Annotated in this window: 18 protein-coding genes; 5 read left to right on the forward strand and 13 right to left on the reverse strand. The window is 66.8% G+C overall.

Translation table 11 applies throughout. The features are described from left to right. Positions 1 to 6: 6 nt before the first annotated feature. Positions 7 to 2,271, reverse strand: coding sequence for a glycosyltransferase (locus P6144_RS06235; protein ID WP_277766874.1), 2,265 nt, complete (start codon positions 2,269 to 2,271; stop codon positions 7 to 9). A 143-nt stretch (positions 2,272 to 2,414) separates the two neighbouring features. Next, a complete protein-coding gene (gene queF, locus P6144_RS06240; RefSeq protein WP_277766875.1) occupies positions 2,415 to 2,861 on the reverse strand; it encodes a preQ(1) synthase in 447 nt (148 codons plus the stop codon). 54 nt (positions 2,862 to 2,915) lie between these two features. On the opposite strand from queF, the gene P6144_RS06245 reads away from it, so the two are divergent. From P6144_RS06245 to P6144_RS06255, 3 genes are read left to right on the forward strand one after another with little or no spacing between them, the layout of a single operon-like run. After that, positions 2,916 to 3,743 (forward strand): sulfurtransferase, encoded by an 828-nt coding sequence (locus P6144_RS06245; protein WP_277766876.1) that lies wholly within the window; start codon positions 2,916 to 2,918, stop codon positions 3,741 to 3,743. After that, the gene (metC, locus tag P6144_RS06250) at positions 3,740 to 4,957 is read left to right on the forward strand and encodes a cystathionine beta-lyase (protein WP_277766877.1); all 1,218 of its coding nucleotides are present in this window, start codon (positions 3,740 to 3,742) and stop codon (positions 4,955 to 4,957) included. Before P6144_RS06245 ends, metC begins: the two co-directional genes overlap by 4 nt. Then, positions 4,954 to 6,219 (forward strand): mechanosensitive ion channel domain-containing protein, encoded by a 1,266-nt coding sequence (locus P6144_RS06255; protein WP_277766878.1) that lies wholly within the window; start codon positions 4,954 to 4,956, stop codon positions 6,217 to 6,219. The genes metC and P6144_RS06255 overlap by 4 nt, the downstream gene beginning before the upstream one ends. On the opposite strand, the gene P6144_RS06260 is transcribed toward P6144_RS06255, so the two are convergent. Further along, a complete protein-coding gene (locus tag P6144_RS06260; protein ID WP_277766879.1) occupies positions 6,216 to 6,704 on the reverse strand; it encodes a DUF3617 family protein in 489 nt (162 codons plus the stop codon). The genes P6144_RS06255 and P6144_RS06260 overlap by 4 nt on opposite strands. Positions 6,705 to 6,911: 207 nt before the next feature. On the opposite strand from P6144_RS06260, the gene P6144_RS06265 reads away from it, so the two are divergent. Beyond that, positions 6,912 to 8,051, forward strand: coding sequence for a GNAT family N-acetyltransferase (locus P6144_RS06265; RefSeq protein ID WP_277766880.1), 1,140 nt, complete (start codon positions 6,912 to 6,914; stop codon positions 8,049 to 8,051). A 186-nt stretch (positions 8,052 to 8,237) separates the two neighbouring features. On the opposite strand, the gene P6144_RS06270 is transcribed toward P6144_RS06265, so the two are convergent. The 5 genes from P6144_RS06270 to P6144_RS06290 all read right to left on the reverse strand — a co-directional run bounded on the left by P6144_RS06270 (position 8,238) and on the right by P6144_RS06290 (position 15,469). Further along, a complete protein-coding gene (locus tag P6144_RS06270; RefSeq protein WP_277766881.1) occupies positions 8,238 to 10,016 on the reverse strand; it encodes a hypothetical protein in 1,779 nt (592 codons plus the stop codon). Positions 10,017 to 10,026: 10 nt separating this feature from the next. Then, on the reverse strand, positions 10,027 to 11,550 hold the full coding sequence (locus tag P6144_RS06275; protein WP_277766882.1) for a hypothetical protein: 1,524 nt from the start codon (positions 11,548 to 11,550) through the stop codon (positions 10,027 to 10,029). Then, on the reverse strand, positions 11,550 to 13,253 hold the full coding sequence (locus tag P6144_RS06280; protein WP_277766883.1) for a hypothetical protein: 1,704 nt from the start codon (positions 13,251 to 13,253) through the stop codon (positions 11,550 to 11,552). The genes P6144_RS06275 and P6144_RS06280 overlap by 1 nt, the downstream gene beginning before the upstream one ends. Positions 13,254 to 13,303: 50 nt before the next feature. Continuing rightward, on the reverse strand, positions 13,304 to 14,131 hold the full coding sequence (locus P6144_RS06285; RefSeq protein ID WP_277766884.1) for a hypothetical protein: 828 nt from the start codon (positions 14,129 to 14,131) through the stop codon (positions 13,304 to 13,306). A 120-nt stretch (positions 14,132 to 14,251) separates the two neighbouring features. Then, positions 14,252 to 15,469, reverse strand: a complete 1,218-nt coding sequence (locus P6144_RS06290) for an argininosuccinate synthase (RefSeq protein ID WP_277766885.1) — start codon at positions 15,467 to 15,469, stop codon at positions 14,252 to 14,254. Between the two features lie 110 nt (positions 15,470 to 15,579). On the opposite strand from P6144_RS06290, the gene P6144_RS06295 reads away from it, so the two are divergent. Further along, positions 15,580 to 16,008 (forward strand): DUF1801 domain-containing protein, encoded by a 429-nt coding sequence (locus tag P6144_RS06295; protein ID WP_277766886.1) that lies wholly within the window; start codon positions 15,580 to 15,582, stop codon positions 16,006 to 16,008. Here the strand turns inward: P6144_RS06295 and P6144_RS06300 are convergent. The 5 genes from P6144_RS06300 to P6144_RS06320 form a co-directional block, all read right to left on the reverse strand. Then, positions 15,987 to 17,249, reverse strand: a complete 1,263-nt coding sequence (locus P6144_RS06300; RefSeq protein ID WP_277766887.1) for a cyclopropane-fatty-acyl-phospholipid synthase family protein — start codon at positions 17,247 to 17,249, stop codon at positions 15,987 to 15,989. The genes P6144_RS06295 and P6144_RS06300 overlap by 22 nt on opposite strands. Positions 17,250 to 17,341: 92 nt before the next feature. Next, entirely contained in the window at positions 17,342 to 18,079 is a 738-nt protein-coding gene (locus P6144_RS06305; RefSeq protein ID WP_277766888.1) for a molybdopterin-dependent oxidoreductase, read from the reverse strand. Continuing rightward, the gene (locus P6144_RS06310) at positions 18,076 to 18,759 is read right to left on the reverse strand and encodes a cytochrome b/b6 domain-containing protein (protein ID WP_277766889.1); all 684 of its coding nucleotides are present in this window, start codon (positions 18,757 to 18,759) and stop codon (positions 18,076 to 18,078) included. The genes P6144_RS06305 and P6144_RS06310 overlap by 4 nt, the downstream gene beginning before the upstream one ends. A gap of 17 nt (positions 18,760 to 18,776) precedes the next feature. Beyond that, the gene (locus tag P6144_RS06315) at positions 18,777 to 19,535 is read right to left on the reverse strand and encodes a sulfite exporter TauE/SafE family protein (protein WP_277766890.1); all 759 of its coding nucleotides are present in this window, start codon (positions 19,533 to 19,535) and stop codon (positions 18,777 to 18,779) included. Positions 19,536 to 19,624: 89 nt separating this feature from the next. Then, entirely contained in the window at positions 19,625 to 20,407 is a 783-nt protein-coding gene (locus P6144_RS06320; protein WP_277766891.1) for a hypothetical protein, read from the reverse strand. Positions 20,408 to 20,486: the final 79 nt, after the last annotated feature.

The following is a 20,486-nucleotide window of genomic DNA, read 5'->3' on the forward strand; positions in this document are numbered from 1 at the left end:
AAATCGTTACGCGACGGCCGCTCGCAACGGTGTTGCCACGTTTCCGGTGGCCTTTGAAAGAGCCGAAATCGCGCAATTGGCCAGCTGGAGTGCCAGAATCGACTCGGCGCCCTGGTTGCGGTTGAGTCCGTGGGGCATCAGACCGTCGAAGCAGCCGCCATCCTGGGCGCTGGCGAGCGGCATATCCAGGTCGTTGGCGCCGAGATACCAGCGATAGGCGCGGGTCGCTTCCTCCACCCAGCGGCGCTCGCTAGTGGCCTCCCAGGCGGCGGCACAGGCCTCCACGGTAGCCTGCGCCTCGAGCGGTTGCTGGTCGAACTGCATCGGCGGCGCATATTCGCGCCCGAAGCTCTCGGTGCCGACGGCGCGGAAGCGCCCCTCGGGCGAGGTCTGCTGGGCGGTGATCCATTCCAGCGTCTCGAGCCCGACGCTGGTGAACTCGCTGCGCCCCAGCGCCACGCCGGCGCGCAGCAGCGCCTCGGGCAAGCGGGCGTTGTCGTAGGCGAGGACGATCTCGAACCAGCTCCACTCTGGCCGACGATTGCCGTCGAGCAGCTCGATCAGCTCCTCGCCGAAGCGGGTGAGGATCTCGCGGCTCAGCGCGTGGCCCGGATGCGCGTCGAGCATCGCGGCGGCGCCCAGCATCGCGAAGCCACGCGCGCGCGGGCTGCCCAGTTCGAGCGCGATCGGCGCGGTGGCATCGAACAGTGCCGAGGCCCAGTCGCGATGCTTCTGCGCCCGCGCATCGCGCGCGGTGACGCCCAGCGCCCAGAGCGCACGGCCATTGGAATCCTCGGAGCCGACATCCTCGCACCAGGTCCGGTCGAAATTCATGAAGTTGCGGAAGCGACGCAGCTCCGGGTTCCAGGCATATTGGACGAAGGCGGCATAGACGCTCGTCCATTTGTCACGCAGCGCCTCGTCGACATCGTCGATCTTCGACATCAGAATCAGCGCACGGGCATTGTCGTCGATACAATAGCCATGGCGGCGATCGGGCACCGAATAGATCGAATGCTGGAGCATACCGGTGGCGTCGCTCATGCGTTCCACTGCTGCGATATCCGGCTTGAGCGGCATCAGCGGCTTTGCAGGTGGACGGGCGAAGCGGCGCGGCTTTGACGCAAGAATGCCGCCCAGCACTTCCATCGCCGTCTCGGCCAGCCGCGGCCAGAGCATCGTGCGGCCGCGGGCATAGGCACGCTCGGCAAGTGCAAGCCGCGCCGGCTTGTCGGCGAGCAGGCGTACGATTTCGCGAGCGAAGGCCGCGCTGTCATTGAACGGCACCAGCGCGCCATGATCGTCCGCGAGAATCTCGGTCGCGTGGATATAGGGCGTCGAAACCACCGGCTTGCCGACCGCCACGGCATAGGAAAGCGTGCCCGAAGTGATCTGCGCCGGGTTCGGATAGGGCGTGGCATAGACGTCCGCCGCCTGGAGATAGTCGAGCAGCTCGCCCTGCTCGACGAAGCCGTCGACGAAGGCGACATTCCCCGCCACGCCGAGATCGGCGGCCAGCGCCTGCAGCCGCTCGCGATAGGCCTCGCCTTCATGCGCGACGAGATTGGGATGGGTCGCCCCGAGGATCACATAGAGCGCGTCGGGACGGGCGGCGGCGATCGCCGGCATCGCCTCGATCATCGTCTCGATACCCTTGCTCGGCGCGAGCAGGCCGAAGGTGAGGATCACTTCGCGGCCCTGCCAGCCGAAGCGCGGCTTGAACGCCTCCGGATCGGCAAAGGCACGATCGGGCACGCCGTGCGGAATCATCAGGATCTTGCGATCGTCCGCCGCATGCACGCGCTTCAAGATGTCGCGGCCCTTCTCGGCCATCACGATCACCCGCGACGCCCGGCGCAGCAGCGCCTCCATTACCCGGCGCTCGTCGGCATTGGGATTTTCGAGTACAGTGTGCAGCGTCGCGATCACCGGGATGGTGAGGCGATCGAGCAGCGCGATCAGATGTTCGCCCGCGGGCCCGCCATAGATGCCATATTCGTGCTGGACCCACAGCGCCTGCGCACCCGATGCCTCGATCGCGCGGGCGGTGTCGAGATACGCCGAGCGCTCGTGCTGCGGGATCGATCCGGTCACCGCCTCGGGATAGTCGTATCGGCCGGGATGGTCGTCCATCGCATAGACGTCGACCTTGAGATCCGGGAAACGCTTCGTGAGCGCCGTGTAGGTATCGGTGGTGTAGGTAGCGAGCCCGCATTTGCGCGGCAGGAAGTTACCGATCAGCGCTATGTGCTGGGCGTTCGGGGCTTTCATGCGCCGATCTTTCCTTTCGCTGCCGCAAAACTCTATTGCGTGGGTGACTCCGCTCGCTCTCCAAACTCACTGTTTTCAATAAGGTTTCATCATGGTGCGATGCAGCATGATACGACTCGGGCGAACCGTTGTAAATCTGGCGTTCAGCCGCGGCCGCGGTACCCCGGCACGCCCTGATCGGGTACCCAGACACCTTCGGGCGGCGCGCCCGACTGCCAGAAAACATCGATCGGGATACCACCGCGCGGATACCAGTACCCGCCGATCCTGAGCCAGATCGGAGCCATCTCGTCGAACAGCCGCTGGCCGATGCCGACGGTGCAATCCTCGTGAAAGGCGCCGTGATTGCGAAAGCTGCCGAGGAACAGCTTGAGCGACTTGGATTCGACTATCGTGTCGCCCGGCACATAGTCGATCACCAGATGCGCGAAATCGGGCTGGCCGGTGATCGGGCAGAGCGAAGTGAACTCAGGCGCGGCGAAGCGGATGAGATAGCGCGTGCCCTTGCGCGGGTTGGGCACATAATCGAGTTCGGCTTCCTCCGGCGTGGTGGGGAGAGTCGAGGTTTTTCCGAGATGCTTGGCGTCCATCCGCCGCATGTAGGCGTTTGCGCGGGCGTTTGCATCCTTCTAGGACGCATATCCATGGACGGGCTCGTAACGACCGAATGGCTGGCCGGCGCCGAAGACGTGCTGGTGCTCGACGCAACCTATACCTCGACGATCCCCGGATCGCCGCCGCGCGATCCTCGCGCCGAGTTCGAGGCCGAGCATATCGCCGGCGCCCGTTTCCTGGACCTCGACAGCCTGGTCGACGAGACCAGCCCGCTTCCCTCGACCGTGCCGACCGTGGCGAAGATCGCCGAGCGGCTGCGCGCTTTGGGCGCCGATACCGAGACACCGATCGTGCTCTACGACAATGGTCCGCACCATACTTCGTGCCGCGCCTGGTGGCTGCTGCGACTGGCGGGCGTCGACGTCGCGCTGCTCGATGGCGGAATGGCCAAGTGGAAGGCCGAGGGACGCCTGTGCAACGGGGGTTCGCACGCGGACCTGGAGCCCGGCAGCTTCGAACCGCGCAGTGCAAAGTCGAAGCTGCGCACGCTCGACCAGATGAAGGCGGAGACCGGCCAGATCGCCGATGCCCGCTCGGCGGCGCGCTTCACCGGCGAGGAGCCCGATCCGCGCGCCGAGGTAGCCGCCGGCCACATCCCGGGATCGAGGAATGTCCCCTATCCGCGCTTCTTCAATCCGGACGGCACCTGGAAGCATCCCGACGCGATCCGGGCCGTGTTCGAGGAGCACGGCATCGACCTCGGCCTGCCGCTCGTAACCACCTGCGGTTCGGGCATCACCGCCGCGATCCTCGCGTTCGGCGCACATCTGCTCGACAATGAGGCCGCGCTTTACGACGGCAGTTGGACGGAATGGGGTAGCCGTCCGGAGACGGCCAAGGCATTGGGCCCGGCATGAGCAGCGACAAGAACGACAGCCACAAGAACCACAAGGTCGGGCAGGACAAGACCAAGGTCGTTTCCGCCGGCCGGCGCAAGGAATGGACCCAGGGCATCGTCAATCCGCCGGTGTGGCGCGCATCGACGATCCTCTATGACGACGTCGCGCATCTGCGCGCCAGCGGCGCCAGGGACACGCATCACCGGCTGTTCTACGGCCGCCGCGGAACGCCGACGCAGTGGTCGCTCGCCGACGCGCTGACCGAGCTCGAGCCGGGTGCCGAGGCGACCCTGCTCTACCCGTCCGGTGTCGCCGCGATCGTCACCACGCTGCTCGCGCTGCTTTCGCCCGGCGATCACCTGCTGCTCCCCGACAGCAGCTACGACCCCACCCGCAATTTCGCCAATGGCATGCTCAAGCGGATGGGGATCGAGACGACCTTCTACGATCCGCTGATCGGCGACGGCATCGCGTCCTTGTGCCGAGACAACACCAGGGTGATCTTCCTCGAAAGCCCGGGCAGCCTGACCTTCGAGGTGCAGGACGTTCCGGCGATCGTCGCGGTGGCCAAGGCACGCGGCATCGCCACGGTGCTCGACAATACCTGGGCAACGCCGCTGCTCTTCCCGGCGATCCAGCTGGGCATCGACTATACGATCCTTGCCGCAACCAAATATGTCGTCGGCCATTCGGACGTCATGCTGGGATCCGTCACCGCAGCGGAAGGCAAGTACAAGGCGCTCCGCGACGCCACCTATCAGCTTGGCCAGACGGCGAGCCCGGACGATGCCTGGCTGGGCGCCCGCGGCCTCAGGACCATGGCGATCCGGTTGGAACAGCACGGCCGCGCCGCGTTGCAGATCGCAGAGTGGCTCAAGACGCGGCCCGAGGTGGCGCGGGTGCTGCATCCGGCGCTGCCCGACTGCCCGGGACACGAGATCTTCGCGCGCGACTTCAAGGGTGCCGCCGGCCTGTTCGCCTTCGTGCTGAATGGCGGCGGCGAGAAGGAGCGCGCGGCGCTGATCGACAGCCTGGAGCATTTCGGCATCGGCTATAGCTGGGGCGGCTATGAGAGCCTGGCCCTGCCGGTGGACCCGCAGCGCTTCCGCACCGCTACCGAATGGAAGGCCGAGGGGCCGGTGGTGCGGCTCCAGATCGGCCTCGAGGATCCGGACGACCTGATCGCCGACCTCGACCGCGGCCTTGCCGCATTCCGGGACGCAAAGGGATGATGCAGCGCTTCGGCGACTGGCTGGCGGGGCACAATCTTCCTTCGCCGCCCGAGCTCTCCGAAGCGGGCATTGCCGCGGCGATCGCCTTTGCCGCACTGCTTCTGGGCTGGCTCGCCGGGCGCAAGATCGGCCCGCGCGTCGCCGAGCTCTGGATGCGCGACGTCGACCATGGCCCGCTGTTCAGCGGCCGGATCTGCGAGGTGCTGCGCCACGGCGTCGCCACCCTGCTGCTCGGCATCGTCCTCGCCGCCTGGCCCTGGCACCCGCTGGCGGCGCTGGGGCTGGGCTTCGCCACCGGCGCCGCCGCCGCGATGTTCGCTATCGCCGTGCTGCGCGGACTCAACCTGCCCCGCTCGGTCGCCTGGAGCGCCGCGGCGATCGCCTTCGCCGCGATATTGAGCCACGCGATCGGCGGGTTCGACGCGACCCGAGAGACGCTGGAGCGCGTCGGCATCGACATCGGCCAGCGCCGGCTCACCTTGCTCTCGCTGCTCAGCATCGCGGTCACCGTGCTGCTGCTCTTCGCCGGCGTCCGCCTGTTCAACCGCATCCTGACTCAGTGGATCGCCGGCGCGCGCGGCTTCGATCCCACCCAGAAGCTGCTGTTCCAGAAGCTTGCCGCTATCGCCGCGGTGGTGGTGGCCTTCTTCGTCGGCATCGACCTGCTGGGGATCGACCTCACTGCCTTCGCGGTCTTCTCCGGCGCGTTCGGCCTCGCCATCGGCTTCGGCCTGCAGAAGACGATCGGCAATCTGATCGCGGGAATCATTCTGCTGATGGACCGATCGATCAAGCCGGGCGACGTGATCGTGGTGGGCGACAGCTTCGGCTGGGTGAACAAGATCGGGGTGCGTGCAGTCAGCGTCGTCACGCGCGACGGCAAGGAGCATCTGATCCCGAACGAGATCCTGATGACCCAGGAAGTGGAGAACTGGTCGTACACCGATCGCAACGTCCGCGTGCGCATCGCGGTGACCGTCTCCTATGATTGCGACCTGAAGCTCGCCCAGGAGCTGATGCTGCGCGCCGCCAAGGAAAGTCCGCGCGCGCTCAACGATCCGCCCACCAATGTCCGCCTCTCCGCGTTCGGCGAGAGCGGCGTGGAGCACGAGATTCTCACCTGGATCAGCGATCCCGAAAGCGGCGTCGGCAATGTGAAGAGCGACGTGCTCAACCGGCTCTGGGTGATGTTCCAGGAGAACGGCATCGCGCTGGCGCTGCCGCAGCGCGAAGTGCGGATCACCGAACGGCGGGGCGATTAACCCTCGCCGCAATCCTCAGAGACGAATTCGCCCTTCACCGTCGAATCGACGGTGTTGCTGGCACCATTGACGCTGTACTTCATCTTCCAGGCCGCCTCGAAGCTCTTGGCGGTATAGGTACCGCGCATCTCGATATGGCCGTCGTTCGGACCCGTCGCATCGAGCTGGATGCCGCCATCAGCCATGCGATCGGTCGTTGCGGTCCAATCCTCGGGGAAGGATTCGGACATCACGATCACCTTGCCCGTCGCGATATCCTCGGCCTTCAGGCAGACCGTGTCGTCCTTGGTCATCGCGCCGGTCTGCTGGATCTTGTAGAGGCCAGGGGTCAGCTGCCCGGCATAGCCGCTGCTCGCTGCGGGTGCGGTCGACTCCGCTCCCGCCCCCGCGACGTTACCCGGCTTTTCGGCCTTGTCGGCACCGCCGCCGCAGGCGGCAAGCAGCGCAGCGGGGAGTAGCGGGAAGAACGAACGGTAATTGGCCATGATGTGAACCCTGCATCCAGCGGAAATGAAAGCCCGGCGCCTCTGGCGCCGAAGCGGCCACCGTGGCGTAATTGGCCCAGCGACAATCGCACGGGCCGTGCGACGGAGATGGATTTCGATACGTCGGAGGCGGATTTCGGCCTGGCATAGCCTCCCGCCACCCCTCCCCCATTGCCCTTTGCGGGGCGCCGTCCTTATCTGGGGGCCGTGCCTGCCTCTTCCGTGACCGCCCGCATCGCCGATGGTGTCAGCTCGATCCTGCCGGGCGACTGGGACGCCTGCGCAGGTGGCGGCAATCCGTTCGTCAGCCATGCCTTCCTGTCGATCCTCGAGCGATCGGGATCGGTGAGTCCGCGCGCGGGCTGGCAATCGCTGCCGATCGTGATCGACGATGCAGAGGGCCGTCCCGCCGCGATCGCCCCCGCCTATGCCAAGAGCCACAGCCAGGGCGAATATGTGTTCGACCATGCCTGGGCCGATGCCTGGGAGCGCGCCGGCGGCCAATATTATCCCAAGCTCCAGGTCGCTGTGCCCTTCACGCCGGTGCCGGGGGCCCGGCTGCTGCTGCGCGACGGGGCGCTGGCACCCGCGCTCATCGCCGGGATCGAGGCGGTGACCGACCAGAACCGGCTTTCCTCGGCGCACGTCACCTTTCTCGACCAGGGCCAGCTGCCGCTGTTCGAGGCGGCTGGCTGGCTGATCCGCGCCGGCACCCAGTTCCACTGGGCGAACGAAGGCTATGCCGGGTTCGACGAATTCCTGGGCGCGCTCGCCAGCCGCAAGCGCAAGGCGATCCGCAAGGAGCGCGCCGCCGCGGTGGAAGGACTGACGATCCGGCACCTCAGCGGCGACGCGATCACCGAGGCGCATTGGGATGCGTTCTGGACCTTCTACCAGGATACCGGCAGCCGCAAATGGGGCCGCCCCTATCTGACGCGCCAGTTCTTCTCGCTGCTCGGCGAGGAAATGGCGGACCAGCTGCTGCTGATCCTCGCCGAGCGTGACGGCGTGCCGATCGCCGGCGCGCTCAACCTGATCGGCGCCGACGCGCTCTATGGCCGCTATTGGGGCTGCACCGAGGAAGTGCCCTTCCTCCATTTCGAGCTCTGCTATTACCAGGCGATCGACGCCGCGATCCAACGCGGCCTCAAGCGCGTCGAGGCCGGTGCGCAGGGCGAACACAAGCTGGCGCGCGGCTATGCGCCGGTCACCACCTGGTCGGCGCATTATCTTCCCGATCCGGGCTTTCGCCGCGCCGTGGCGGAGTATCTCGAACGCGAGCGCGAGGCGATCGCCGAGGAGCAGGAATATCTGGGCGCGCTGACGCCGTTTCGCCGGGGCGGGTAGGGGCGACTGGCATCCGCCAACGCAAACCGTCACCCCGGTCTTGTGCCGGGGTCCACCGGGAGGCAAGTCATGGACAAGAGGTTCCAGGTCATCCGCCGCGGCGCAGTGGACCCCGGCACAAGGCCGGGGTGACATATATCCGCAAGAACCGTAGCCCAGAAAATTCACGGGCGGGCTCTTGGCCCCCTAGTGCTTCGCCCTTTTGTGCTTGGCCTTGTGCGTCGCGGTGGGCGAAGGCGACGGTTCCGGCGTCGGCACCGGCGATTCGATCGGCTCGGGCACCGGGCTTGCTTCCGGATTGGGAAGACGACTTTCGCCGCCATGGCCTTCGCGCAGGATGATGTCGCGCTCCCAGCGCGGAACCGGCAGTTCACCGGGCTCGATCACAGGCGCCGGGACCGAATGATCAATCTTGAACAGCGCGCTGGCACCGTCACGCCATAGCGGGATCAGCCCCTGCTCGAAGCGCGGATTATAGGCCGGGGGCTCGATCATCCAGACATAGTCGAACGCATCGCGCGGGAAGCGCGCCAGCGCCCAGGCGACCGGGCGCCAATATTCGCGCGGGCACTGCACGTCGGTGACGATCTGCGAGGGATCGTGCGCGAAGCGCTTGGCCGCTTCGTAGCGAACCGTGAGCAGCTGGCCGCCGGCCATCGACCATTGATCATTGGTATAGGCAAGCTTGCGCTCGAGCGCGAGTGCGGGAACGTGCTGGAGCCGCGTCTGCTTCCATTCGTAGCGGCAGGTCTCGCCGACAAAGGTGATCAGCCGCGCGCCCTGGGGCAGATGCTCGAGCGCCTTCAGCTCGCGATCATAGGTGCCGCTATAGAGCAGGAAGCTCCAGGTGGTGGCGGCGATGCGCACGCAGAAGAAGGCCATGCCGAGCGCCGCGACCGTGGCGGCGCCGCGGATCGACAGTCCAGGCTTGGGCCGGATCGCCAGGATACCGATTGCCAGCAGGAACGGCACCAGCCGCATATCGGCATAGGCCGAGCCGAACACGACGCGCGGCAGCAGGATATAGACCAGGGTGAGGAAGATGCCCGACAGCGCCAGGTTGCGCGAATATTGGATGTTGGGATCGCGCACCGCCTTGAACAGCAGCAGGAACAGCACACCCACCGAAGCGAGGTCGAACAGCTGCCAGCGATCGCGGAACACCTGGGTGATCCACAGCATCTTGGCGCGCCAGTTGAACATGTCGAAGGTCTGGCCCGACACATGATCGCCCGAGCGCCACAGCACCATCATCACGGCCGGCGGCGCGAGCACGATGCAGTGCAGCCCCGCGCGGAAGCAGGGCAGCAGCCAGCCGCCGACAAGGTCCTTGTGCCAGGGCAGCGCACGGTTGCGGCGCAGGTCGTGCTGGCGGATCAGCTCGGCGGAGAAGGCCAGCACGCCGAGCAGACCCCAGCCATAGGTGTGGCAGATCCAGATCAGCACCGAGATCGGCACGAACACCAGCGAGCGGAACATCAGCTTGCCGAGGCGGGCCAGCCGCAGCCACCAGCCAAAGGCGAGCAGCGCGAACGCCATCGACAGCGCGAAATTGACGAAGCCGAAATGGAAGGGGAAGGCATAGGCGAGCGGCAGGGCGATCAGCGCAGTCGCCGGAATCCTGCCGTGCACCTCGCGCGCGATCCACAGCATGCCCGCCACGGTCATCGCCGGGATCGAGATCACCACCAGCTTCACCGCCAGTTCGAGCCCGAAGATATAGTGGAGCGGGATCACCAGCAGATCGACGCCGAGATTGCCCATCAGGGACCAGCGGAAATCATACCATTCCCGGAGGAAGGGATATTGGTCGTAGGTGAACTGGACGCGGTAGCGCCCCATGTGCCCCGGCAGGTCGACCAGCGGCGGGATCGTCGGCCACAGCAGCGGAACGATTGCGATGAACGTGCAGAGCAGCACGAACCATCGTGTCTGCCACCAATGAAGCTCCGGATTCCCCTGCATCCGACCGCTATTACCGTCGGCCTGCACTCCCAGACAAGCCGGCAATATGATCAACGCGATATAACGAGGACATGCCGTTGCTCCAGACGAGCTTCACGTCGCGTGCGAGCGCCGGCTGCGGGCGGAATCCGATCACCCAGACATGGGTGAAGGTGCCACGATCGAAGTCGCGGATCGCAGTCGCCGGATCGGTCGGGCGATAGGCGCAGCCGACCGGATAGACGAGCTGCGAGGGATCGGAAGCATAGGGCTCGGCGCGTTCGTGCCGGTGCAGCAGCAGCTGCTGGCCGGGCAGCATCCATTGCCCGCTCTCGAACACGTCGCGCCGGGCGACGGCGATGCCGGAGATGTGGCCAAGGCGGCGGCTGACCCAGTCGGTCGCGCAATTCTCCTGCGCCAATACCAGCACCGCGGCGCCGCGCGGGATGTGCGCCACCGCTTCCAGCGCCTGCTGCTGGGGCTGGGCGGCGAGCAACATGCTGATCGTGCCCGCCGCAGTGCGCACCACGAAGAACAGCGTGGCACCGATCGCCACCGCGCGTTCCCATTGCGGCGGCGGGCGGACCGCGACGAGGGCGATCGCGGCAGCCGGGCCGAGCAGGCGCATATCGGCATAGGCACCCGCGGCGACGGTGAAGGGGAAGACCAGGAACACCAGCAGGCCGGTCAGCGCGGCGGCGCCCGCCGTCGGGTCGAAGCGCCAGCCGGGGCGGCGCAGCGCCGTGTAGAGCAGCACCGCGATCGCCAGCACGCTGGCGACGTCGAACCATTTCCAGCGGTCGCGCAGCAGCGAGGCGATCCAGCCGGGCTTGGCGCGCCACTGATAATAGACGACCGAGCTGTACTGGGTGTGCAGCGTCAGCAGCGCCGGGCCGCCGAGCGGAATGCAGGCAAGCACTGCGCCGAGAATCGCCGCGCGCCACGTTTTGCCTGCCACCCGCAGCCGCGCCAGTTCGGCAGCGAAGGCGAACAGCCCGAACATGCCCCAGCCGAAGCTGTGGACCACCCAGAGCAGGAACGAGATCGGCACGAACAGCGCGGCACGCAGGGCGAGCCTGTGCTGGCGGCCAAGGCGAATCCACAGCGCCAGCGCGGCGATCGCCAGCCCGCTCGCCAGCGCGAAGTTCACGAAGCCGAAGAGGAAGGCATAGCTATAGGCGAGCGGAAAGGCCGCGAGCATCGCCGGCGACCGCCGCCCGCCGCTTTCGCGCGACAGCCAGGCCAGCGCGGCAGTAGTGAGCAGCGGAATCGTGACGACAGTCCATTTCGCCGCCGCCTCGACGCCCATCAGCGGGGTGAGCGCATAGACGATGCCGTCGACACCCAGATTGCCGATCAGCGCCCATTGATAGCTGTAGTGCCGCTGGAGATCGGCCGAGTCTCCGATCGCCGCGGCGATATGATAGCGCCCGATATGCGCCGGCAGGTCGACCAGGGGCGGCAGCGCCGGCCAGAGCAGGGGCACGCACGAGGCCAGGATCGCGACCAGCGCGAACCAGCGCGTCTCCCACCAGCGAGGCACCATCTGCGCCATCAGTGACGCGATGCCAGACGATAGATGCGCGGCGCTGCGCTATCCGGATTCACCGGCACCAGCCAGTCGGGCACCGCGCCGGCGCGCAGCTGCTCGGCCAGGCCGTGCGGCGCCACCCTGGCGAAGCGATCAAGGTCGCCGTCGCAAAAGGCGACATAGTCGATCCCCCATGCCCTTGCGATCGCTTCCGATTGCGTTGGCTGTCCCAGGAAGAAGTCAGTCATGGCACGATTCCCCCGATTGTTGCGGTGATAGGGCGCCGCCAGCACGTGGTGCGGCGTGGCGGCAAGCGCATAGGCGCCGATGTCGAGCGGCGCGAGGAGATGCCCGGGCGGCAGCGCAGCGAGATTGGCCAGACTCTCGGGCGCGGTGCAATTCGCGCCCGGCTCGGGCTTCGGCGGGAACAGCGCGGTGCCGGCGATCGGGTAGAGAATGCCGGTCGAGACGATCCAGGCAGCGGCGAGCACCAGGGTGCCGCGGGCACGCGCAGTCGCGATCGTCACTGTCAGCGCGGGCGCCACGAGCAAGGCGGCGGCATAGGCCCCACGCAGCTGGAAGCAGGTGATCGCCAGCGCCGCCAGGATCAGCGCCGCGACGACCCACCAGCCCGTCTCCCGCCGCTTCAAGGCGATGACGAGCGTTGCGGCGAAGCCGATCATCGCCAGCCCGGCATAGGCGACGGCATTGGCGGGGGTGGTGCCGAACAGGGGTTGCGCCTCGCCAACCCCGGCGAGCCAGAGCCGGGCGAGCAGCGGATCGACCGCACCATAGGGGTGCAGACATTGCGGTGCGAGCAGCAGGACGGCGGCGAGCGCCGCGGCGCCGACAAGCACGGTTGCGAGAAGGCGCGCGCGCGGGCTCCGCGGCGCGGAAAGGTCGAACAGGGCCAATGCCGGCAGTATGAGCGATGCGGCCTGTGCCGCGCGCCAGAACAGGCCGGTGAACCCGTCGCAGGCGGACACGGGCCAGCCGCTGGTCCGCAGCAATACGCTCGCCCCGGCCAGCGCCAGCGGCAGCGCGATACCGAAGCCGAGCAGGCGGACGCGACTGCCAGGCGCGTCCGCGACCCAGAGCAGCACCAGCGCCGCGCCGCCGACGGCGAGCAGCGGAAGCGTCTCCAGCCCAATCGAGAGCGACGCAGTGATTGCCAGCGCCGCGACGATCCCGGCGCCGAGCGTCCCGGTGCCGAGCAGCGCCCGCACCAGCAGCAGGAGCAGCACCATCTGCAATGCGTGGTGATCGATGCGGCCGGGCAGGAACAGGCTGGTCGCCGGATAGGCGAGCGCGGCGACCAGCGTGGCGGTGATCACCGGCGCGCCCAGGCGCCGGGCGATCGAACCGATGAGCAGCAACACAGCGAGGAACAGCAAAGCCGGCGAGACGATCACCGCGACCAGCTCCGCGCCATGACTGCCGAGCAGCGGCGTCAGCAGCAGGATCAGCGCCGCCGGCACCAGATCGGGCAAGCGCGACCAGTGCATCTCCAGCCCCGGTGGCGGGCCAAGGCGATGCTGGGCAAGGTCGGCAAAGCCCTGCCCGCCCAGCCAGTCGCGGGCCTGCTGGAGCCGCACCATGTCGTCGGTATCGGGCAAGCGCAGCGCGGCGAGGTCGTGCCAGCCGCGCAGCATCCAGACCGCGCTCAGCCCCACGGCAAGCAGCAGCGCGACCAGAGGCGCGCGCCATGCTTCCCGGGGCAGGCTCATTTCCATCGCCCCGAGCTAGGGCATCTTGGTTAATCCGGCGTTAGACGCGGCTAGCGCGAAACCACCCAGCGGCCATCGCGGAAGCGATAGACATTGGGCGAGATGCAGCGCGGCTGGCTTGCGCAATCGTCGCGCACCGTCTGCTTGAAATACTCAAGTTTCGGCCCGTCAGGCATGCGGGCGACAAAAACAGCGTGGTCGGCAACCACCGTGACGAGCAGTTCGGGCCCCGCTGCATCGGCAATGGCGCGCCACGCCGGCACGTCGGCGAGCACGCTCGCGAGATAGTCCTGGTCGGCGAAGAAAAATGCATGCTTCGCGAGCGCGGTGCCCTTGGGTAGCACAGGGAGAAGGGCACGGGTCTGCTGCCACGCGCGCGCCCAGGCCTGATCCCGCGTCAGGCCGAGTTCCGGAAGCCTGTCGCCCGGGACGGTGGTCACGCTGTCAGGTGCGTCGGAAACGAGCACGGCGAACAGATCCTCGCCTATCGGCTGGGAAACGATCTTGCCCGCATACCGAACATATTCGGCATCGCGCACGGCGATCCGCAGGGACGCCGCAGTCGGCACCGGCACTGCCCGCAGCACCGTATCGAGAAATTCGCTGCGCATCGTCCGACACGCCTTTGCCGGAACCTGGCCGCAGAAACGATAGACGCTGCCGAAGTTGATCGAGCGGTTCAGTTGTCCCTTGCCCTTCAGCGACACCGAAAGCGGATCTTCCCCGGGTGCCACCTCGACACCGGGCAGGCGCTGCCTGATCTTCGCGGTCATCTCTGCGACGAAGCGCTGCTCGTCGCTGGTCTGGGCGCTGCACCCGGTTGCAGCGAGCAACGCGCCGCACGCCGAGAAAACTGCCGCTCGCTGCCTGATCCCCATCGCGCTTCCCCTCGAATCACCGAGAACAAAGCGATAACAGAGTGAAGCCGAAACGGACGGCGACTATATCCGAACTGGACATAGTTCCGGCGAGCGCACGCGCCCGCCGGAGACGATGGATCAGCCGTCGCGGCGGCCGAGCAGGCGCAGGCGGAGCGCGTTGAGCTTGATGAAGCCCGCCGCGTCGCGCTGGTCATAGGCGCCCTGATCGTCCTCGAAGGTCACGACCTTCTCGCTGTACAGCGAATAGGGCGACTTGCGACCAGTGACGATCACGCTGCCCTTGTAGAGCTTGAGGCGGACGGTGCCCGTCACCTTCTCCTGCGAATAGTCGATCGCGGCCTGGAGCATCTCGCGCTCGGGCGCGAACCAGAAGCCGTTGTAGATCAGCTCGGCATAGCGCGGCGCCAGCTCGTCCTTGAGGTGCGCGGCGCCGCGATCCAGCGTGATCTGCTCGATGCCGCGGTGCGCAAGGTGATAGATGGTGCCGCCCGGCGTCTCGTACATGCCGCGCGACTTCATGCCGACGAAGCGGTTCTCGACCAGGTCGAGGCGGCCGATGCCGTGCTTGCGGCCCAGCTCGTTGAGCGCCGTCAGCAGCGACGCCGGCGACATCGCCACGCCGTTCAGCGCGACGCCGTCGCCGCGCTCGAAGTCGATGGTGATGACCTCGGGCGTGTCGGGGGCATCCTCCGGGTTCACCGTGCGCGAATAGACGTAATCGGGCACTTCCTCCCACGGATCTTCGAGCACCTTGCCCTCGGACGAGGTGTGGAGAAGGTTCGCGTCGGTCGAGAAGGGCGATTCGCCGCGCTTGTCCTTGCTCACCGGGATCTGGTGCTGCTCGGCGAACTCGATCAGCCTGGTGCGGCTGGTCAGGTCCCACTCACGCCACGGCGCGATCACCTTGATGTCCGGGTTCAACGCATAATAGCCGAGCTCGAAGCGGACCTGATCGTTGCCCTTGCCGGTGGCGCCGTGGCTGACGGCGTCGGCGTTCACGAGCTTGGCGATCTCGATCTGGCGCTTGGCGATCAGCGGGCGCGCGATCGAGGTGCCGAGCAGGTACAGGCCCTCGTAGAGCGCGTTGGCGCGCATCATCGGGAAGACGAAGTCCTTGACGAACTCCTCGCGCAGATCGTCGATGAAGATATGCTCGGGCTTCACGCCGGCCATCTCGGCCTTCTTGCGCGCAGGCTCGAGCTCCTCGCCCTGGCCGAGATCGGCGGTGAAGGTCACCACCTCGCACTGATATTCCTGCTGGAGCCATTTCAGGATCACGCTGGTGTCCAGACCGCCCGAATAGGCGAGGACGACACGGTTGATCTTGTCAGACATGGGCGACTCCGGGAGATTCTGGAAAAACCGGGGCGCTCTAGGGTTCATGCGCGGCTTCCGCAACCTTTGCCCTTGAGGCATGCTGTTATGCACAGACTCGCGAGGGACGGATGGCCGAGCTGAAGACCAAGGCGACCGACATGAAGGTAGCGGATTTTATCGCCGCGGTGCCCGATCCGGTGCGCCGCGCCGATGCCGAAACCGTCTGCGCGATGATGGCGCGACTGACCGGGGAGGCACCGAAGATGTGGGGCGCCACGATCATCGGCTTCGGCAGCTATCGCTACACCTATGACAGCGGCCATTCGGGCGAGATGTGCCGGATCGGCTTCTCGCCGCGCAAGGCCGAGCTTGTGCTGTACGTGCTGAGCGGAAAGCCCGAGCAGGCCGACCTGCTCTCCCGGCTCGGCAAGCATCGCACCGGCAAGAGCTGCCTCTACATCAAGAAGCTCGCCGACGTGGACCTGGGCGTGGTCGAGGAAATCATCCGCACCGCCAAGGCCCATATGGATGAAACCTATCCCGCCTTGCCTGCCTGACGCAGCGTGACCTTGTGCGGCTCGCGGAGCGCGCGCTCCTCCTCGAACATGTAATCGCGGGTCAGCGGCAGCGCCTCGCGCGAGCGCGAGAATTGCAGCTGGTAGTTGACCAGCCCGCCATAGCGGAAGCTCACCACGCAGCCGGCGAGGTAGAAGCACCACATCCGGTAGAAGCGCTCGTCGTACAGGCCGACGATCGCGTCGCGCGCCGCCAGCGTGCGCTCGTACCAATGCTGCAGCGTCTCGGCATAATGAAGGCGCAGCACCTCCACATCGGTCATGAAATAGCGCAGCCCCTCATAGCCCTTGGCGATCTCCGAGAGCGCCGGGATATAGCCGCCGGGGAAGATGTACTTGAGCGTGAACGCGTCGGTGACGCCCGGCGCCCCTGCCCTGCCGATCGTGTGGAGCAGCATCACGCCCTGCGGCGTCAGCAGCTCGCGGACCTTGCGGAAAAAGGCGCGGTAATGCGGCGTGCCGACATGCTCGAACATGCCGACCGAGACGATCCGGTCGAACTGGCCAGTGACGTTGCGATAGTCGATCAGCTCGAACTTCACCTTGTCCGCCACGCCGGCATCGATCGCGCGCTGGCGGGCGACCTTGAGCTGCTCCTCGGACAGGGTGACGCCAAGCACCTCGGCGCCGGTCTTCTCGTGGATGTAGAGCGCCATGCCGCCCCAGCCGCAGCCGATGTCGAGCACCTTCATGCCGGGCTCGATCGCCAGCTTGGCGACGATATGCGCCTTCTTGTCGAGCTGCGCCTGCTCGAGGCTGATGCCCGCCTCGCTGAAATAGGCGCAGCTATATTGGCGATCGGTGTCGAGGAAGAGGTCGTAGAGCTTGCCCGACAGGTCATAGTGATGCGCGACGTTCCGCTTCGAGCGCCGCTGCATGTTGATCCGGCCGAGGCGGAAGGCAAGCTTGTCGAGCAGCTTCTTGAAGGCGCCGGGGAAGAGCACCGAGTCATTGTCTTCCCAGCGGTTGTTCGCGGCGAACAGGGTGAGCATGTCGAGGATGTCGCCTTCGACGATCTCGACATTGCCGTCCATGAACGCCTCGGCGGCGCCGAGCGAGGGATCGCGCAGGATGCGGCGGGTCGCACCCGATCCGAAACGGATCGTTACCGGCTTGAGCGCCGGGTCCGCTTCGCCGAAAATACGACTGGAGCCATCCTCGTGGATGACGGTAAGTTGTCCGCGCTTCACTGCGCGTGCGAAAAAACGATCAATCAACGCCATTAAGCCGTCACCACCCGATGCCAGCCCCCCGTGCAGACACCTTAGGGCCGCCCGGCTTTTCCGCAATATTTCCGCACGTGCGAAATATATGATCAGATGCCGGCATACCATTCATAGCCGGCGATATCTTCCCAGAAGCCGCCCTTGCCGCGGCCGATCCCGTCCAGGCTGGCGACCGCCTCGATCCGCATGACATATTTGGCCTGCTTGTAGCCGAGCTGGCGCTCGACACGCAGGCGCACCGGCGCGCCGTGGCCGATGTCCAGCGGCCGATCGTTCATCGCCCAGGCCAGGATCGTCTGGGGGTGGAGGGCGTCGATCAGGTCGATGGATTCGTAATAGGGGATGCGGCGCTGGCCAAACACGTCTGCGCAGTGGAAAACGATGTAGCGCGCGCCGTCGCGCAGCCCGGCGAGCTGGAGCAGCGTCTCCAGCCGCGGCCCCTGCCATTTGCCGATAGCGCTCCACCCCTCGACGCAGTCGTGCCGGGTGATCTGCGCGCGCTGCGGCAGCGATTGCAGCTGGGCGAGGCCGAGCGACAGCGGCCGCCGCACCAGCCCGCCGACCTGGAGCCGCCAGTCGGCAAAGCGATTGGCAGCGAGCGCATTATATTCGGGCGTGCCCGGATTGTTGGTGCCGTTGGTGCGGAAGCGCGGGCTGCGCTGCTCGGGGCGGAACTCGTGCGCCAGCGCCGCCCGGCCGTTGACCGAACGCTGGAGATAGCGATGCGCCTCCTCCGCGCTGGTCAGGATCGGGCTGCCCGTCCAGGCATCGCAGCCCGCGAGCAGCGTCGCGCCGCCGGTGACGATCAGGCCGCGCCGAGTGATCATGCCGCATCCTCCGGCACCTTCCACCAGCCGGTGATCATCGAGCGCACCTCGCCGACCGGCCCGGCGAGGATCACCAGCGTCAGATGCACGACGAAGAACAGGGTGAGCAGCGCCATCGCGATGAAATGGAGCGAACGCGCCGATTGCCGCCCGCCGAAGATATCGACCAGCCAGGGCCACATGCCCGGCGACAAGGCGAGGCCGGTGAAGATCAGCAGCGGCAGCAGCACGAACAGCACCCCGGCATAGCTCGCCTTCTGGAAGATGTTGTAGGCGCGCGGATCGGCAGGATCATGGAAGCGCATGTTCCAATGCGCCTTGAGATCGGCGGCAAGATGCGCAGGCGCCAGCTCGCCGCGGCGGATGCGCAGGTCGCGCTGGATGTGCCGGTTGACGAGGCTCCACAGCAGATAGACCAGCAGCGCAAAGGCCAGCACCAGCGCGAAGGCCAGGTGCCAGCGCCGCGCGCCCGCCAGGTCATAGGTCGAGGGCAGGGTCAGCCAGCCGGGCCAGCGCGGCAGCTCGAGCCAGGCATGGTCGAAATTGGCGCCGTACTGCCCCCAATAGAGCCGGGGATGCGCGTTGAAGATCATCAGCCCGCTGGGGATCATCACGATCACCGCGAGCGCGTTGATCCAGTGCCAGATGCGCGTGATCAGCCGGTGGCGATAGACCTGCATGGCGCCATCCTAGCCGATCATCCGTAGGCGCGCACGAAGAAGACGAGTGTCGTCGCCGCCGTGACCAGCAGGGTCCAGATCCGCACCAGCCGGTGCGACAGCGTCTTGCCGATCCGCGCACCCAGCCAGCCGCCCAGGATGCCGCCGAGCAGCATCGGCAGACAGGCACTCCAGCGCACCATGCCGATCGCGATGAAGACGAACGCCGCAGCGAAGTTCGCCACCGCCAGCATCAGCGTGCGGATCGAGAAGAGCGAGCGCGGATCGGCGGCGGCGAGCAGGCCATAGACTGCGGTGGTGATCAGCCCCACCCCGCCGCCGAAATAGCCGCCATAGATGCCGAGCAGGCCCTGCGCGGTGATCAGCGTGCGCGGACCGATCGTCACCCGTGCATGCAGCCAGTCCGACGCGCGCTTGCCGAACGCCATCACCACCAGCGCGAAGAGCAGCAGCCAGGGAATGATCAGGTCGAAGGCGCGGCTGGGGGTGAGCACCAGCAACGTGCTGCCCACCAGCCCGCCGGCAAAGGTGATGCCGGCAAGCAGGCGCACCGGCATGCCGCCGACCGGCGCCAGCTCGTCGCGATAGCCCCAGGCGCTCGCCCCTGCCCCCGGCAGCAACGCGACGTTCGAGGTGGCGTTGGCGATGTTCGAGGGCAAACCGAGCGCGATCAGCGCGGGCAAGGTCGCGAAGGTGCCGCCCCCGGCGAGCGCGTTCATCACCCCGCCGAGCATGCCCGCAGCGGCGGGAAGAAGCAAAGCGTAGAAGCCGGCCACGCCGATCCCTTCCCGTCTCTGCCTCCGCTTGTCGAGCGGTTTCTAGCGACAGGGTGAGAAGCGCCGGCGCGGCGCGCTGTGCGCGTGGATCACTGCGCAGGGCGGGCCGGAACGGCGACGGTGAAGGGCGTGCCGGGCGCGTAGAGATAGTCCCAATAGAGAGGATCGCCCTTTTCCGTGCTTCTCCAGACCGACCTCGGCCAGGACCGGAGCCCCTCGCCGAGCGATTGCCGGCCGCAATTTGCCTGCCTACCGCACATCCAGGCGGCACCGCCAACCTCCGCATTCCCGAGCGTCGCTGTGCGCTTGCGCGGAAGGAAGCTTGCCGCCGGCAGGAAATCAAATCCCTGGCCGAGTTGCACCTTCCCCGGCACCGCATGTGCATTGCCGACAAGTGCCAGTACCCGGGCGCCCGGATGCCCGGCCATCGCGCCCATCCACTCGGCCGCCATGGCGCGGTTATACGACGTCTCGTCGCCTTGGGCCGATCCCGTCCGGGGTTGCGTCGCCGCAACGCCAAGGATCTGGCGCCCCCGAGACATGCTGCGCAACCGCTCGATCAGCGCGAGCATCGCCGTGCTCGACCGGCCATCCCGGCTCGCCCAGAAATTCGCCTTGAGAAGCGCCTCGCGCGCAGCCGCGTCGCCATTCGAGGCGAGATAGGCATCGACCGCCCCCTGATCCTCGACCGGGATCTCAAGCGCGACCATGACCGGACCGCGCGCGGCGGCAAGGCAGACCATATCACCGAAAAAGCCGGGAGCCTCATTGGTACCATGGAACTCGCCGACGACGATATAGTCGATCGTGCGGTCATTGAGGATGGCTGCACTGCCCGGGATCGGGGCGCAATCGGCGACGCCCGCCAGCATGGAGCCATGCCGAGACTGTAATCAAGCCAAGCATCGTCAGCCCTCCCATGCCCGGGAAAGGCTGTCGCAAGCCGCGTTC

This window comes from Sphingomonas sp. HITSZ_GF (assembly GCF_029543155.1).
Lineage (GTDB): Bacteria > Pseudomonadota > Alphaproteobacteria > Sphingomonadales > Sphingomonadaceae > Sphingomonas.

Coding starts and splice junctions, on each gene's coding strand:
- P6144_RS06235 (WP_277766874.1), bottom strand. CDS start 2,271: ATGAAAGCCCCGAACGCCCAGCACATAGCGCTGATCGGTAACTTCCTG.
- queF (WP_277766875.1), bottom strand. CDS start 2,861: ATGGACGCCAAGCATCTCGGAAAAACCTCGACTCTCCCCACCACGCCG.
- P6144_RS06245 (WP_277766876.1), top strand. CDS start 2,916: ATGGACGGGCTCGTAACGACCGAATGGCTGGCCGGCGCCGAAGACGTG.
- metC (WP_277766877.1), top strand. CDS start 3,740: ATGAGCAGCGACAAGAACGACAGCCACAAGAACCACAAGGTCGGGCAG.
- P6144_RS06255 (WP_277766878.1), top strand. CDS start 4,954: ATGATGCAGCGCTTCGGCGACTGGCTGGCGGGGCACAATCTTCCTTCG.
- P6144_RS06260 (WP_277766879.1), bottom strand. CDS start 6,704: ATGGCCAATTACCGTTCGTTCTTCCCGCTACTCCCCGCTGCGCTGCTT.
- P6144_RS06270 (WP_277766881.1), bottom strand. CDS start 10,016: ATGCAGGGGAATCCGGAGCTTCATTGGTGGCAGACACGATGGTTCGTG.
- P6144_RS06275 (WP_277766882.1), bottom strand. CDS start 11,550: ATGGCGCAGATGGTGCCTCGCTGGTGGGAGACGCGCTGGTTCGCGCTG.
- P6144_RS06280 (WP_277766883.1), bottom strand. CDS start 13,253: ATGAGCCTGCCCCGGGAAGCATGGCGCGCGCCTCTGGTCGCGCTGCTG.
- P6144_RS06285 (WP_277766884.1), bottom strand. CDS start 14,131: ATGGGGATCAGGCAGCGAGCGGCAGTTTTCTCGGCGTGCGGCGCGTTG.
- P6144_RS06290 (WP_277766885.1), bottom strand. CDS start 15,469: ATGTCTGACAAGATCAACCGTGTCGTCCTCGCCTATTCGGGCGGTCTG.
- P6144_RS06295 (WP_277766886.1), top strand. CDS start 15,580: ATGGCCGAGCTGAAGACCAAGGCGACCGACATGAAGGTAGCGGATTTT.
- P6144_RS06300 (WP_277766887.1), bottom strand. CDS start 17,249: ATGGCGTTGATTGATCGTTTTTTCGCACGCGCAGTGAAGCGCGGACAA.
- P6144_RS06305 (WP_277766888.1), bottom strand. CDS start 18,079: ATGATCACTCGGCGCGGCCTGATCGTCACCGGCGGCGCGACGCTGCTC.
- P6144_RS06310 (WP_277766889.1), bottom strand. CDS start 18,759: ATGCAGGTCTATCGCCACCGGCTGATCACGCGCATCTGGCACTGGATC.
- P6144_RS06320 (WP_277766891.1), bottom strand. CDS start 20,407: ATGCTGGCGGGCGTCGCCGATTGCGCCCCGATCCCGGGCAGTGCAGCC.